The organism is Parazoarcus communis, assembly GCF_003111645.1.
Lineage (GTDB): Bacteria > Pseudomonadota > Gammaproteobacteria > Burkholderiales > Rhodocyclaceae > Parazoarcus > Parazoarcus communis_A.
Window position 1 is genome coordinate 277,467 of sequence record NZ_CP022187.1, and the last position, 14,074, is coordinate 291,540.

At 60.9% G+C, this 14,074-nt stretch carries 13 protein-coding genes; 11 read left to right on the forward strand and 2 right to left on the reverse strand.

Translation table 11 applies throughout. The annotated features are described in order from the left end of the window. The first annotated feature begins 98 nt into the window (after positions 1 to 98). The 11 genes from CEW83_RS01360 (at position 99) to zapE (ending at position 12,784) form a co-directional block, all read left to right on the forward strand. On the forward strand, positions 99 to 827 hold the full coding sequence (locus CEW83_RS01360) for a GntR family transcriptional regulator (RefSeq protein WP_108947741.1): 729 nt from the start codon (positions 99 to 101) through the stop codon (positions 825 to 827). A gap of 99 nt (positions 828 to 926) precedes the next feature. Beyond that, positions 927 to 1,316, forward strand: coding sequence for a succinate dehydrogenase, cytochrome b556 subunit (gene sdhC, locus CEW83_RS01365; RefSeq protein WP_108947742.1), 390 nt, complete (start codon positions 927 to 929; stop codon positions 1,314 to 1,316). After that, positions 1,310 to 1,657, forward strand: a complete 348-nt coding sequence (gene sdhD / locus CEW83_RS01370) for a succinate dehydrogenase, hydrophobic membrane anchor protein (RefSeq protein ID WP_108947743.1) — start codon at positions 1,310 to 1,312, stop codon at positions 1,655 to 1,657. Before sdhC ends, sdhD begins: the two co-directional genes overlap by 7 nt. Before the next feature lie 2 nt (positions 1,658 to 1,659). Next, entirely contained in the window at positions 1,660 to 3,453 is a 1,794-nt protein-coding gene (sdhA, locus tag CEW83_RS01375; protein ID WP_108947744.1) for a succinate dehydrogenase flavoprotein subunit, read from the forward strand. 21 nt (positions 3,454 to 3,474) lie between these two features. Further along, positions 3,475 to 4,185 carry a succinate dehydrogenase iron-sulfur subunit gene (locus tag CEW83_RS01380; RefSeq protein WP_108947745.1) on the forward strand — a complete coding sequence of 237 codons (711 nt, stop codon included), beginning with the start codon at positions 3,475 to 3,477 and terminating at the stop codon, positions 4,183 to 4,185. 4 nt (positions 4,186 to 4,189) lie between these two features. Then, positions 4,190 to 4,426, forward strand: coding sequence for a succinate dehydrogenase assembly factor 2 (locus CEW83_RS01385; protein ID WP_108951121.1), 237 nt, complete (start codon positions 4,190 to 4,192; stop codon positions 4,424 to 4,426). Positions 4,427 to 4,489: 63 nt separating this feature from the next. Continuing rightward, positions 4,490 to 5,785, forward strand: coding sequence for a citrate synthase (gltA, locus tag CEW83_RS01390; RefSeq protein ID WP_108947746.1), 1,296 nt, complete (start codon positions 4,490 to 4,492; stop codon positions 5,783 to 5,785). Between the two features lie 159 nt (positions 5,786 to 5,944). After that, a complete protein-coding gene (locus CEW83_RS01395) occupies positions 5,945 to 8,797 on the forward strand; it encodes a 2-oxoglutarate dehydrogenase E1 component (RefSeq protein ID WP_420094087.1) in 2,853 nt (950 codons plus the stop codon). A gap of 21 nt (positions 8,798 to 8,818) precedes the next feature. After that, positions 8,819 to 10,018, forward strand: coding sequence for a 2-oxoglutarate dehydrogenase complex dihydrolipoyllysine-residue succinyltransferase (odhB, locus tag CEW83_RS01400; RefSeq protein WP_108947748.1), 1,200 nt, complete (start codon positions 8,819 to 8,821; stop codon positions 10,016 to 10,018). 87 nt (positions 10,019 to 10,105) lie between these two features. Then, complete coding sequence (gene lpdA / locus CEW83_RS01405) at positions 10,106 to 11,530, forward strand: dihydrolipoyl dehydrogenase (RefSeq protein WP_108947749.1); 1,425 nt, start codon at positions 10,106 to 10,108, stop codon at positions 11,528 to 11,530. Between the two features lie 141 nt (positions 11,531 to 11,671). After that, positions 11,672 to 12,784 (forward strand): cell division protein ZapE, encoded by a 1,113-nt coding sequence (gene zapE / locus CEW83_RS01410; RefSeq protein ID WP_108947750.1) that lies wholly within the window; start codon positions 11,672 to 11,674, stop codon positions 12,782 to 12,784. Positions 12,785 to 12,806: 22 nt separating this feature from the next. On the opposite strand, the gene gspN is transcribed toward zapE, so the two are convergent. Both gspN and gspM read right to left on the reverse strand, forming a co-directional pair. Next, positions 12,807 to 13,544 (reverse strand): type II secretion system protein N, encoded by a 738-nt coding sequence (gene gspN, locus CEW83_RS01415; protein WP_108947751.1) that lies wholly within the window; start codon positions 13,542 to 13,544, stop codon positions 12,807 to 12,809. Further along, positions 13,541 to 14,053 (reverse strand): type II secretion system protein GspM, encoded by a 513-nt coding sequence (gene gspM / locus CEW83_RS01420; protein ID WP_108947752.1) that lies wholly within the window; start codon positions 14,051 to 14,053, stop codon positions 13,541 to 13,543. Before gspM ends, gspN begins: the two co-directional genes overlap by 4 nt. Between the last annotated feature and the right edge of the window lie 21 nt (positions 14,054 to 14,074).

Below are 14,074 nucleotides of genomic sequence, written 5' to 3' on the forward strand. Positions count from 1 at the left end.
AGGATCATCTGCCTGCGCTGTCAAATCGTGTCTTTTATCTTATATAAGACATATGATGACCCATAGACGCCTGAAAAATTTTGTGCTGAAATACACGGATGGCTCAGGAATCCCCCACATTCAGCCCTCTTTACCGCCAGATCAAGACCCTGATTCTTCAGGCGCTTGAGGCGGGGGAATGGCGTCCGGGGCAGGCGATTCCCAGCGAACAGGAACTTGCCGCACGCTTCGGCGTGTCCCAGGGTACGGTGCGCAAGGCGATCGACGAGATTGCCGGCGATAACCTTCTGGTACGAAAGCAGGGCAAGGGTACCTATGTTGCCTCCCACAACGACCCGCGAGCCTTGTTCCGGTTTCTGAGACTGGTGCCCATCGATGGTGATCTGTCCCATCCGAAAAGCGTGCCGCTCGATTGCTGGCGTGCAAAGGCCGGTCAGGAAGCATCCCGCATGCTCGCGATCGAACTCGGTGCACCAATCATCATTCTGCGCCGACTGCTCAAGTTTGCGAACAAACCTGTGGTGGTTGACGAGATTTATTTGCCGGGCGAACTCTTTCAGGGCCTGAGTTTCGAAACGCTTCAGGATTGGCATGGTTCGCTCTACTCGCTGCTTGAGAGCCGTTTCGGCTCTCGCATGATCCGGGCTCAGGAGCGCATCAGGGCGGTCGCGGCCGATCGCTCCACGAGCGAAGCATTGAAAGTTGCAGAGGGTACCCCTTTGCTGTCGGTCGAACGGGTGACCTACACGTACGGCGACAAGCCGGTGGAATGGCGTCGTGGTTTGTACTCGACGGCGGAGCATTACTATCTGAATGAGCTGAATTGATGCGGTCAAACGCCGCAATGACGGGTGTTTCATCGCTATAATCTCAAGCTTTTGGGAGTCTGCGGCGGATTTTCGCCGCACATGTTGAGGGGAGTCTTCATGTCAGAAGTGACAGTGCGCAAACAGAGGCCGAAACACTTGGCCATCAATGAAATCCGGCTGCCTTTGCCGGGTTTCGTATCGATCCTTCATCGGGTCAGCGGGGCAGGCTTGTTTCTGATGTTGCCCTTCCTGCTTTATCTGCTCGATCGCAGTCTGGGTTCGGCAGAGTCGTTTGAAGTGTTCTCGGCAGTGGTGTCGCATCCGCTTGCCAAACTGTTGCTTCTGGGTCTGCTGTGGGCCTACCTGCATCATTTCTGTGCAGGCATCCGCTTCCTCCTGCTGGATATGCACAAGGGTGTCGAGCTTCAGGCCGCCCGCAGTTCTGCACGGATTGTTCTGATTGTGAGCCTCGTGCTCACCGTGATCATCGGGGTGACACTATGGTGAAGCGTCAAGTCGTTGGCGCGCACTACGGTCTGAAGGACTGGATTGCGCAACGCGGTACCGCCGTCTTTATGGCGATCTATACCGTCATCTTTGCATTCTCTACGCTCATGCTGCCCGAGTTGAGCTACGAAGCCTGGTCCGGGATGTTTTCGGGCGGACTGTTCAAGTTCCTGAGCTTCCTGTTCTTCCTCTCGGTGTTCTATCACGCATGGATCGGCGTTCGTGACATCTGGATGGACTATGTCAAGCCGACCGGTGCGCGTCTTGCTCTGCACCTGGTTACTCTCTTTCTGCTCGTCGGCTATGCCGGCTGGGCAGCCCAGATTCTTTGGAGGCTGTAAGCGTGAACGTCGCGAAGCGTACCTTTGATGCGGTCATTGTCGGCGCCGGTGGTGCCGGTCTGCGGGCAGCCCTGCAACTTTCCGAAGCCGGCATGAAGACGGCTGTTCTGAGCAAGGTTTTCCCGACCCGCTCGCATACCGTGGCTGCACAGGGCGGTGTTGCTGCATCGCTCGGCAATTCGACCGAAGACAACTGGCACTGGCACATGTACGACACCGTCAAGGGGTCGGACTGGCTGGGTGACCAGGATGCCATCGAATTCATGTGCAAGAAGGCAAACGAGGTCGTGATCGAGCTCGAGCACTACGGCATGCCTTTCGACCGTACCGACAACGGCAAGATCTATCAGCGTCCGTTCGGCGGCCACTCGATGAACTACGGCCAGGCGCCGGTGATGCGCTCCTGTGCTGCTGCCGACCGTACCGGTCATGCCATGCTGCATGCGCTGTATCAGCGCAACGTGCGTGCCAACACCCAGTTCTTCGTCGAATGGATGGCGCTCGACCTGATCCGCAACGAGAACGGCGACGTGCTCGGCGTGACGGCGATGGAGATGGAAACCGGCGAAGTCACGATTTTCCACGCCAAGGCGACGATTTTCGCCACGGGCGGCGCCGGTCGTATCTACCACTCTTCGACCAATGCCTTCATCAACACCGGTGACGGTGTCGGTATGGCGGCGCGTGCCGGCATTCCGCTCGAAGACATGGAGTTCTGGCAGTTCCACCCGACCGGCGTGGCCGGTGCGGGCGTGCTGATCACCGAAGGTGTGCGTGGCGAAGGCGGCATTCTGCGTAATGCTTCCGGCGAGCGCTTCATGGAGCGCTATGCGCCCAACCTGAAGGATCTGGCTTCGCGTGACGTGGTTTCGCGTGCGATGACCACCGAGATCAACGAAGGTCGCGGCTGCGGTCCGGACAAGGACCACGTCCTGCTCGACATCACCCACCTGGCACCCGAGAACATCATGAAGCGCCTGCCGGGCATTCGTGAGATCGCGATCCAGTTCGCCGGTGTTGACCCGATCAAGGCGCCGATTCCTGTCGTGCCGACCTGCCACTACCAGATGGGCGGTATTCCGACCAACTACAAGGGTCAGGTCGTGGTGCCGAAGGATGGCAATCCCAACACGCCGATCGTCGGTTTCTACGCCGCTGGCGAATGTGCCTGTGCTTCGGTGCACGGTGCAAACCGACTGGGTACCAACTCGCTGCTCGACCTTCTGGTCTTCGGCAAGTCGGCCGGCGAGACCGTGGTCGAGGACTTCCAGTCCGGCAACCTCAGCCTCAAGCCGCTGCCCGCGGATGCCGCTGACGTCTCGCTTGCTCGTCTGGCCCGTCTGGAAAGCCAGACCGGTGGCGAGAGCGTGTTCGACGTCGGTCTGGAAATGCGCCGCACAATGCAGAAGCATGCCGGTGTGTTCCGCTTCGACAATCTGCTCAAGGAAGGCGTGACGAAGATGGCCGAAGTGGCCGAGCGCGCCAAGCGGACCGAAATCGCGGACAAGTCCAAGGTTTGGAACATCGCCCGCATGGAAGCGCTGGAACTCGACAACCTGATCGAAGTCGCCCGCGCAACCATCGTTTCGGCTGAAGCGCGCAAGGAATCCCGCGGTGCGCACGTCCGTGATGACGCCCCGGATACGGCTGAGAACCCCAACGGTCGTGACGACGAGAACTGGCTGAAGCACACGCTGTGGTACAGCGAAGGCAACCGTCTCGACTACAAGCCGGTCAACCTCAAGCCGATGTCGGACGACGTCAAGGCGATTGCGCTTGCCAAGCGTACCTACTAACGGCTCGGGAGAATATTCGATATGAGCAAACGTAGCGTTTCATTCAAGATCTATCGTTACGACCCGGATCGTGACGAAAAACCCTACATGCAGGACATCACCGTAGAGCTCGAGCCGTCCGACAAGAAGCTGCTCGACGCGCTGGTGCGCCTGCGTGCGAAGGACGATTCGATGTCGTTCCGTCGCTCCTGCCGCGAAGGCGTGTGCGGTTCCGACGCAATGAATATCAACGGCAAGAACGGTCTGGCGTGCCTGACCGACGTCGACAGCCTGGCCCAGCCGATCACGCTGCGACCGCTGCCGGGTCTGCCGGTGATCCGCGATCTGATCGTGGACATGACCCAGTTCTTCAAGCAGTACCACTCGATCAAGCCCTATCTGGTCAACAACGAGCCGACGCCGGAGCGCGAGCGCCTGCAGACGCCGGAAGAGCGTGAAGAGCTCAACGGCCTGTACGAGTGCATTCTGTGTGCGTGCTGTTCGACCTCGTGTCCGTCGTTCTGGTGGAACCCGGACAAGTTCGTTGGTCCGGCCGGCCTGCTGGCTGCCTACCGCTTCCTGGCAGACACGCGCGATCAGGACACCAATGCGCGACTCGACAACCTGGAAGACCCGTATCGGTTGTTCCGTTGCCACAGCATCATGAACTGTGTTGACGTATGTCCGAAGAATCTGAATCCGACGAAGGCCATCGGCAAGATCAAGGACATGATGGTTCGCCGTGCGATCTGATGCGCTGACCATCAACAGGGGGCGTGTGCGCTGGCAGTGCCGCAGGGCATTGCTGGAGCTGGACCTCGTGTTCACGCGCTTCCTGGAGCGGGATTTTGATCAGCTCTCGGATGATCAGTTGGCCGATCTGGAAGATCTGTTGCGTGCCGACGACTATGATATCTGGGGGATGGTCAACGGTAGCAAGCCATGCGAGGTGGAACGCTGGAAAGAGATGATCGGATTGCTCAGTCAGCGATGACGGGCCCGGTCGGGGATGAATGAGGGAGTTGGAAGTTAAACGGGCAAGGAAAAGGGACGAACTATGAGCACTGAACGCACTGCAACCCTAACCGTCGATGGCAAGACCGTCGATTTTTCGGTGATGACCGGGACCCATGGTCAGGATGTCATCGACATTCGCACGCTGGGCGCAAAAACCGGCCTCTTTACCTATGACTCCGGTTTTCTCTCCACCGCGAGCTGCAAGTCCAAGATCACCTTCATCGACGGTGACAAGGGCGAACTGCTGTACCGCGGCTACCCGATCGAGCAACTGGCTGACGAGTGCAACTTCCTGGAAGTAGCCTATCTGCTCAAGAACGGTGAGCTTCCGAACGCTGCGCAGAAGACCGAGTTCGAAACCACGATCAAGAACCACACCATGGTTCACGATCAGCTGACCCGCTTTTTCAACGGCTTCCGCCGTGACGCCCACCCGATGGCCATCATGGTCGGCGTGGTTGGCGCGCTGTCTGCGTTCTACCACGACGCGATGGACTTCTCGGACGTCGAGCACCGCAACGTGTCGATCAACCGCCTGATCGCCAAGCTGCCGACCATCGTCGCCATGGCTTACAAGTACAACACCGGGCAGCCGTTCATGTACCCGCGTAACGACCTCAGCTACACGGCGAACTTCATGCACATGATGTTCGGTACCCCGTGCGAAGAGTACAAGCCGAACCCGGTGCTGGTGCGCGCGCTCGACGTGATCTTCACGCTGCACGCCGATCACGAGCAGAACGCTTCGACGTCGACCGTGCGTCTGGCCGGCTCTTCCGGTGCCAACCCGTTTGCCTGCATCTCGGCCGGTATCGCCTGCCTGTGGGGCCCGGCACACGGCGGTGCAAACGAAGCCTGCCTCAACATGCTGGAAGAAATCGGCGACGTCTCGCGTGTTGATGAGTACATCGCACGCGCCAAGGACAAGAACGACAGCTTCAAGCTGATGGGCTTCGGTCACCGTGTGTACAAGAACTTCGACCCGCGCGCCACACTGATGCGCAAGGTGTGCAACGAAGTGCTGAAGGAACTCGGCCTCGAGAACGACCGCCTGTTCAAGCTGGCCATGCAGCTCGAGAAGATCGCGCTGGAAGATCCGTATTTCGTCGAGAAGAAGCTCTACCCGAATGTGGACTTCTACTCCGGCATCGTGCAGAAGGCACTGGGCATCCCGACCTCCATGTTCACCTGCATCTTCGCGCTTGCGCGCACGGTGGGCTGGATCACCCAGTGGGAAGAAATGATCACCGACCCGGAGTACAAGATCGGCCGTCCTCGCCAGCTGTATGTTGGGGCGGCACGCCGCGACGTAACGCCGATCGGTCAGCGTCCGTAAGAGACGATGGAGAGGGGAGGGAGACGGGATCGGCGCTAGCCGCTACGGGATGGTCGCTTCGCTTGCGGCCGTCCCGTTTTTTCATCGTGCGGCACTTACGGTCTGGTTCACCCAAATTTCAGAAAGCAGGGTCTCAGAACACAACAGGTGGCTTTCATCATGAAGCAGCTTCAAAACACATCTCATTTGTTCGGCTCAAACGCGCCGTTCATTGAAGAACTCTACGAGAATTATCTGGCTGATCCGGCGTCGGTGTCGGACGCCTGGCGCGACTACTTCGACAAGCTCCAGGCGCAGGCCGGTGCCGCTGTGCGCGACGTCGCCCACGGACCGATCATTGCTGCGTTTGAGCAGATGGCCAAGCGTGGCCCCGTGCGCACTGTCATGTCGGAAGGTGGCGAGGACAAGCTGCAGGTGGCAGTGCTGCAGCTGATCAATGCCTATCGCTTCCTCGGCAACCGCTGGGCGAACCTCGATCCGCTCAAGCGCACCGAGCGTCCGCAGATTGCAGAGCTGGAGCCGTCCTATTACGGCTTTACCGAAGCGGATCTGTCGCGCAGCTTCAACGTCGGTTCCTTCCACGGCTTCTCGACCGAGCGCGCCACGCTGCGCGAGATCCTCGAAGCCGTGCGCCAGACGTATTGCGGCTCGATCGGCTCCGAGTACATGTACATCACGGACATCGCCCAGAAGCGCTGGATCCAGAGCCGTCTGGAAAGCGTGCGCGGCACGCCGAAGTTCTCCGCCGACATGAAGCGCCGCATCCTCGAGCGCACGACTGCGGCCGAGACGCTTGAGCGTTATCTGCATACCAAGTACGTCGGCCAGAAGCGCTTCTCGCTCGAAGGTGGTGAATCCACCATCGTCGCGATGGACGAACTGATCCGCGTTGCCGGCAGCCTTGGCGTTGCCGAGACCGTGATCGGCATGGCCCACCGCGGGCGTCTGAACGTGCTGGTCAACACCCTGGGCAAGTCGCCGTCGATGCTGTTCTCGGAATTCGAGGGCAAGGCCGCTTCGGACCTGACCGCGGGTGACGTGAAGTACCACATGGGTTTCTCGAGCGACGTCATGACGCCGGGCGGCCCGATGCACCTGACGCTGGCCTTCAACCCGTCCCACCTCGAGATCATCAATCCGGTGGTTGCGGGTTCGGTCTATGCACGCCAGGTGCGCCGCAAGGACAAGGAGAAGAACCAGGTGCTGGCCGTGCTGGTGCATGGCGACTCCGCCGTTGCCGGCCAGGGTGTCAACCAGGAGATGCTGAACTTCTCCCAGACCCGCGGCTACGGCACGGGCGGTACGGTTCACCTGGTGGTGAACAACCAGATCGGCTTCACCACGTCCGATCCGCGCGACTACCGTTCTTCGCTGTACTGCACCGACATCTTCAAGATGGTCGAAGCACCGATTTTCCACGTCAATGGTGACGATCCGGAGGCCGTGTCCTTCGTGACCGCGCTGGCGCTTGAGTTCCGCCAGGAGTTCAAGAAGGACGTGGTCATCGACATCGTCTGCTACCGCAAGCTCGGCCACAATGAGCAGGACGAGCCGATGGTCACCCAGCCGCTGATGTATCGCAAGATTCAGCAGCATCCGGGCACGCGCAAGATCTACGCCGATCGCCTGGTTGCCGAAGGCACGCTGGCGACTGACGAGCCGGAGAAGATGATCGCCGAGTACCGCGAACATCTGGACAAGGGCGAGCTCCTCTACAACCCGGTGCTGTCCGGTCACAACCGTCAGTTCTCGGTGGATTGGAGTCCCTATCTCAAGAAGCCCTACACCGACGAAGCGGTTACCTCGATTCCGGTGCAGGAAGTCAAGCGCCTGTCCGAGCGCCTGACGGCGATTCCGGACAATTTCACCCTGCAGTCGCGCGTCAAGAAGATCATCCAGGATCGCGCAGCGATGGGCCGCGGCGAGTTGCCGCTGGACTGGGGCATGGGCGAGAACCTCGCCTACGCCAGTCTGCTGGCGCAGGGCTTCGCTGTTCGCATCTCGGGTGAAGACGTCGGCCGCAGCACCTTCTTCCACCGTCATGCGGTGCTCCACGACCAGCTGCGCGAGCGTTGGGATGAAGGCACTTACATACCGCTGGCTCACATTCAGGAAGGCCAGGCCGGCTTCCAGTGTTTCGACTCCGTGCTGTCCGAAGAGGCGGTGCTCGGTTTCGAATATGGCTACTCCACTGCCGAGCCCAACGAGCTCGTGGTCTGGGAAGCGCAGTTCGGCGACTTCGTGAACGGTGCGCAGGTCGTGATCGACCAGTTCATCAGTTCTGGTGAGGCCAAGTGGGGGCGTCTGAGCGGTCTGGTAATGATGCTGCCGCACGGCTACGAAGGCCAGGGTCCGGAGCACTCGTCTGCACGTCCCGAGCGCTTCATGAACATGGCCGCCGAGAACAACTGGCAGGTCTGCGTTCCGACCACGCCGGCTCAGATCTTCCATCTGCTGCGTCGTCAGATGATTCGCAAGCTGCGCAAGCCGCTGATCATCATCACGCCGAAATCGCTGCTTCGTCACAAGGAAGCGATCTCGTCGATGGAAGAGCTCGCCAACGGCCACTTCCAGACCGTGATTCCCGAAGTGGAGAAGCTCGAGCCGAAGAAGGTGAAGCGCGTGGTGATCTGCCAGGGCAAGATCTACTACGAACTGCTTGCCTACCGTCGCGAACACAACATCACCGATACCGCACTGGTGCGTCTGGAGCAGCTGTATCCGTTCCCGGCCGAAGAGTTCGGCAAGGCGATCAATCAGTTCCCGAGCGCCAAGGAAGTGGTGTGGGTTCAGGAAGAGCCGCGTAACCAGGGGGCATGGTACTGGCTGGCTTCGCGTCAGCACCTGGTCAACGTGCTCGGCACCAAGCGCAAGCTGCTACTGGTGAGCCGACCGGCTGCCGCGTCGCCTGCCGTGGGTTACTACGCCAAGCACAACCAGCAACAGAAAGAAGTGATTGAGAACGCCTTTGGTCCGATTCAGGACGCCACGCCTCAGTCACCCAACGTATAAGCACAAAGGGGAGAAAACCACATGCTGATCGAAGTCAAAGTACCGCAACTGTCCGAGTCCGTTTCTGAAGCCACGCTGGTGACCTGGCACAAGAAGGAAGGCGAAGCGGTTTCACGCGACGAAAACCTGATCGACATCGAGACCGACAAGGTCGTGCTCGAAACGCCGGCGCCTGCTGATGGCGTGCTGGTCAAGATCATCAAGGGTGACGGTGATACCGTTGCTTCTGGTGACCTGATTGCCCAGATCGACACCGAAGCCAAGGCTTCAGCCGGTGCTGCGCCTGCCGCGGCAGCCGCCCCGGTTCAGCCGGTTACGCCGCCGCCCGCCGCTGCGACCTCAAGCGCTGCTGGTGCTGCAAGCCCGGCCGCACGCAAGATCCTCGACGAGAAAGGCGTGTCTGCTGCCGACGTGTCCGGTACCGGTCGCGGTGGTCGTGTGACCAAGGAAGACGCCGTTGGTGCTCAGCCCAAGGCCGCCGCCGCGGCTGCAGTTGCCCCGGCTGTCGTGGCGACTGGCGACCGTGCCGAAGAGCGCGTGCCGATGACGCGTCTGCGTGCTCGTATCGCCGAGCGCCTGCTGCAGTCGAAGAACGAAAATGCCATCCTGACCACGTTCAACGAAGTGAACATGGCGCCGGTGATGGCCCTGCGCAAGCAGTACGGCGAGAAGTTCGAGAAGGCGCACGGCGTGCGTCTGGGCTTCATGGGCTTCTTCGTCAAGGCCGCAGTGGCCGCACTGAAGAAGTACCCGATCCTGAACGCTTCGGTTGACGGTAACGACATCGTCTACCACGGCTACATCGACATCGGTATCGCTGTCGGTTCGCCGCGTGGCCTGGTTGTGCCGATCCTGCGCAACGTCGAGTCGATGTCGATCGCCGACATCGAGAAGAAGATTGCCGAGTTCGGCCAGAAGGCCAAGGACGGCAAGCTGTCGCTCGAGGAGCTGACCGGCGGCACGTTCTCGATCTCCAACGGTGGCGTGTTCGGTTCGATGATGTCGACCCCGATCATCAACCCGCCGCAGTCCGCCATCCTCGGCATCCACGCCACCAAGGATCGTGCCGTGGTCGAGAACGGGCAGGTTGTGGTGCGTCCGATCAACTACCTGGCCATGTCCTACGACCACCGCATCATCGACGGTCGCGAGGCCGTGCTGGGCCTGGTGGCGATGAAGGAAGCGATGGAAGATCCGGCTCGCCTGATCCTCGACGTATAACAACAACACGCTTCAGGGGCACATTCGAACCGGCCGTTTTCGCCGTGAGCGGGTGTGCCCCTTTTTGATTCTGCAAGGGAGATTTTCATGGCACATGAATACGATGTACTCGTCATCGGCGGTGGTCCCGGCGGTTACGTAGCGGCCATCCGCGCTGCTCAACTGGGTTTCAAGACCGCCTGCTGCGAGTCGAACCCCTATGCCGACCCCAAGGGCGAGCCGCGTCTTGGCGGTACCTGCCTGAACGTGGGCTGCATCCCCTCCAAGGCACTGCTGCACACCTCGCACCTGTTCGAAGAAGCCGGTCACAGCTTCGCAGCCCAAGGCATCAACGTCGGTACGCCCAAGATCGACGTCACCAAGATGGTCGCCCGCAAGAGCACCATCGTCGACCAGCTTACCGGCGGCATCAAGGGCCTGTTCAAGAAGAACAAGGTCACCCTGATCAACGGTCACGGCTCCTTCATCGGCAAGTCCGATGCAGGCTGGCAGGTCAAGGTTGGTGAAGAGCTGGTCGTGGCCAAGCAGGTCATCATCGCCACGGGTTCGTCGGCGCGTCACCTGCCGGGCATTCCGGTCGATAACAAGATCGTCTGCGACAACGTCGGTGCGCTCGATATCGATGCGGTACCGAAGAAGCTGGCAGTCATCGGGGCCGGCGTGATCGGCCTCGAAATGGGCTCGGTGTGGCGTCGTGTGGGTGCGGACGTGACGGTACTGGAAGCCATGCCCGACTTCCTTGCCGCAGCCGATCAGGATGTGGCCAAGGAAGCGCTCAAGGTCTTCACCAAGCAGGGGCTGAAGTTCAACTTCGGCGTCCAGATCGGTGAGGTCAAGGTTGGCAAGAAGGGCGTCGTCATTTCCTACAAGGACAAGGACGGCGCGGATCAGAAGCTCGAAGCCGATCGTCTGATCGTGTCAGTAGGTCGTGTGCCCAATACCGACGGTCTCAACGCCGAAGCGGTAGAGCTGAAGATTACCGAGCGTGGCATGATCGAAGTCGACGACCACTGCCGTACCAACCTGCCGGGCGTATGGGCGGTTGGCGACGTGGTGCGCGGCCCGATGCTGGCACACAAGGCAATGGAAGAAGCCGTGATGGTCGCCGAACTGATGGCGGGTCAGGCCGGTCACTGCAACTTCGACACCGTGCCCTGGGTCATCTACACCAGCCCGGAGATTGCCTGGGTGGGCAAGACCGAACAGCAACTCAAGGCTGCCGGTGTCGCATACAAGGTCGGCAAGATCCCGTTCCTCGCCAACGGCCGCGCGCTTGGCATGGGCGAGCCCACGGGCTTCGTCAAGATGCTGGCCGATGCCAACACCGACCGCATCCTCGGCGTGCATATCATTGGTGCCGGCGCTTCGGAGCTGATCTCCGAAGCAGTGGTGGCGATGGAGTTTGCCGGTTGCTCCGAAGATCTGGCGCGTATCTGCCACGCTCACCCGACGATGTCGGAAGTGGTGCACGAAGCAGCGCTCGCCTGCGACAAGCGCCCGCTGCACTTCTAAGCGTTCGCTTAAGCAAGCAGGGGGTGGGAAACAGGGGCGCTGTCCCTGTTTTTCACCCCTTGTGCTTTTTTACCCATGCACTCCGCTTCGCGGGCTGCATGATTGTGCTCATCATTCGTCAATCATTTAGCGGTCACTTCGATGCCTCACCGTACCCTCAATGTTCCCGAACGGGGCATGCTCGATGCCTACGATGCGCAGCTCAAGGCGCGGGGATACAAATCCGACCCGGCGCAACGCGCTGCCGTTCAGCGCCTGCAGCAGCTCTACACCGAGCTGGTGACTTTCAAGGCCGCACGACGCACGGCCCTGCGCAAGGTGTTCGCGCGGCCGCGCATGCCGCGCAGCGTGTATTTCTGGGGCGGCGTGGGGCGTGGCAAGAGCTTTCTGATGGATTGCTTCTACGACTCGGTTCCGTATCAGCGCAAACGCAGGGTGCACTTCCATGCGTTCATGCAGGAAGTGCAGAACGACCTGAAGGATCACAATCAGGAAGCGGATCCGCTGCAGAAGGTTGCCGACCGTATCGCCCGGCAGACACGCCTGCTGTGTTTCGACGAGTTCCACGTTTCCGACATTGCCGATGCAATGATTCTCGGCCGCTTGCTCGACGCCTTGTTCGCGCGTGGCGTGATCTTCGTCATGACCTCGAACTACCCGCCCGAGGGGCTTTACCCGAACGGTCTGATGCGGGTGAATTTCCTGCCCACCATCGAGATGATGAAGCGTCGCTTCGATGTGTTTGAAGTTGACCACGGCACCGATTACCGCCTGCGCACGCTGGAGAAGATCGAGATCTATCTGGTGCCTGCCGACGAGGCAGCGGATCAGAAGATGCGCGACGACTTCAAGCGACTCGCAGCGACCGACGTCGTGCCGGGCGAGATCGAAGTCTTCGGCCGCAGCCTGCCGGTGCTTGGAAGCGCGGCGGGCGTGATCTGGTTCGACTTCGCCACGCTGTGCCGTGGCAACCGCTCGCAGAACGACTATCTCGAGATCGCCCGCGAGCATCACACCGTGCTGCTCTCCGGTGTGCCACGGATGCGCGGTGGGGAGGCGTCCGAGGCGCGGCGTCTGACCTGGCTGATCGATGTGCTCTACGATCATCGGGTCAAGCTCATCATGAGCGCGGAGGTCGAAGCTCACGACCTGTACACCGAAGGGCACAACGCACATGAGTTCGTGCGTACCGTCAGTCGGCTGATGGAAATGCGGACCCGCGACTACCTCGCGGAACCGCACCGCGTGGAGTAAGCCGCGCGCGCTTGCGGGTCTGTCACGGTGATCTGATCCGCAGGCGTGTGCCATCGCGTTGCGCGATGCTGTTGATCAGCGGTGCGAGGCGGTCGATGATGGCCGGCTTGCCATCCAGGGTCAGGTCAAGCGCCGGTGACAGGCCTGCACTCAGGTCGATGTGGCCACTGATCTGGAGCGGGCTGCCTGCTGTGCTTGACAGTTGCAGGTTCAGCGACCTGCCGTCCGCGTCGACTTCGGCCCGGTAGTCACCCAGACGGGGTTCGAGCAGGATGTCGGTGCTGGCTGCGCGCCAGCTCAGGGCGAAATTGCCCGTGCACACGCTTTGCCAGTCGCATTCGAGACCCTTGCCGTCTGCCTCCAGCCACCCCTGCCATCCAAAATGAAAGGCGGGGTGGGCCAGTGCACTGAACAGGGGCTGCGCCGGCAAGGTGATCTCAAGCCCCTCCATTCGCCAGCCATCCAGGCCAAGTATGATGCGCGCGGCGGACTTCCCGTCGGCCTCCACGTCCCACGCGCCTTCACCGTGCACCAGGGCAGGCGGGTCAAAACGCCATCCGAGCTTGAGCCAGGGCTTGAATTGTTTGCCTTCGCCTGCTTGCGCAAGGTAGCCCTGCCCATGCCACAGGCTGCCAGCGGGCGATGCGAGCCGGACACGGCCTTCGCTTGCCGATGCCAGTGCAGCGTCCAGCAGCACGGACGGTGCGGCGGCGACAGTCATGCACAGGAGCGCAAGGACAAAGAGTGCAAACCGTTTCATCCGCCGTTCAGTCCTGCGTCGTCATACGCTTGCAGGACCACCTCGAACTGTCCGTCGCCACCGGGCGTCGTCTTCATGCGGATCGGGCGCAGGCGCAGGTCGGCCTGAATGCTTGCGAGCCAGTCCACCAGTGCGGGAAGTGTGGCGCTGCCTTTGACGACCACGCCTTCGGCGCTCATTGCGGCAGAGACACGCAGTCCGCGCGCTTCCGCTGCAGTGCTTGTCGCAGCAACAAGTGCAGCGGATGAGACGGCAGTGACCGGGGGCAGCGTGCGCAGACGGGCGAGCGCGGCTGCGTCCTCCTGCATGCGCTCGAAGCTGGCCCGTGCAGCGGGCAGACGCAGGGCAAGGCGCTGCTGTTCAGACCACGTCCAGTCGAACGTGGCCCACGCCGCGGCGAGCGGCAGGAGCAAGCCGGCCACCCGCATTAACTGACGTTCGCGCGGTGCGCGTGCTGCGAGCCACGCCTGAAGGGAGGCGTACAGGCGTGAGCGTGAGAGGTTGATCATGATCGGTCCGGAAGGTGTGTT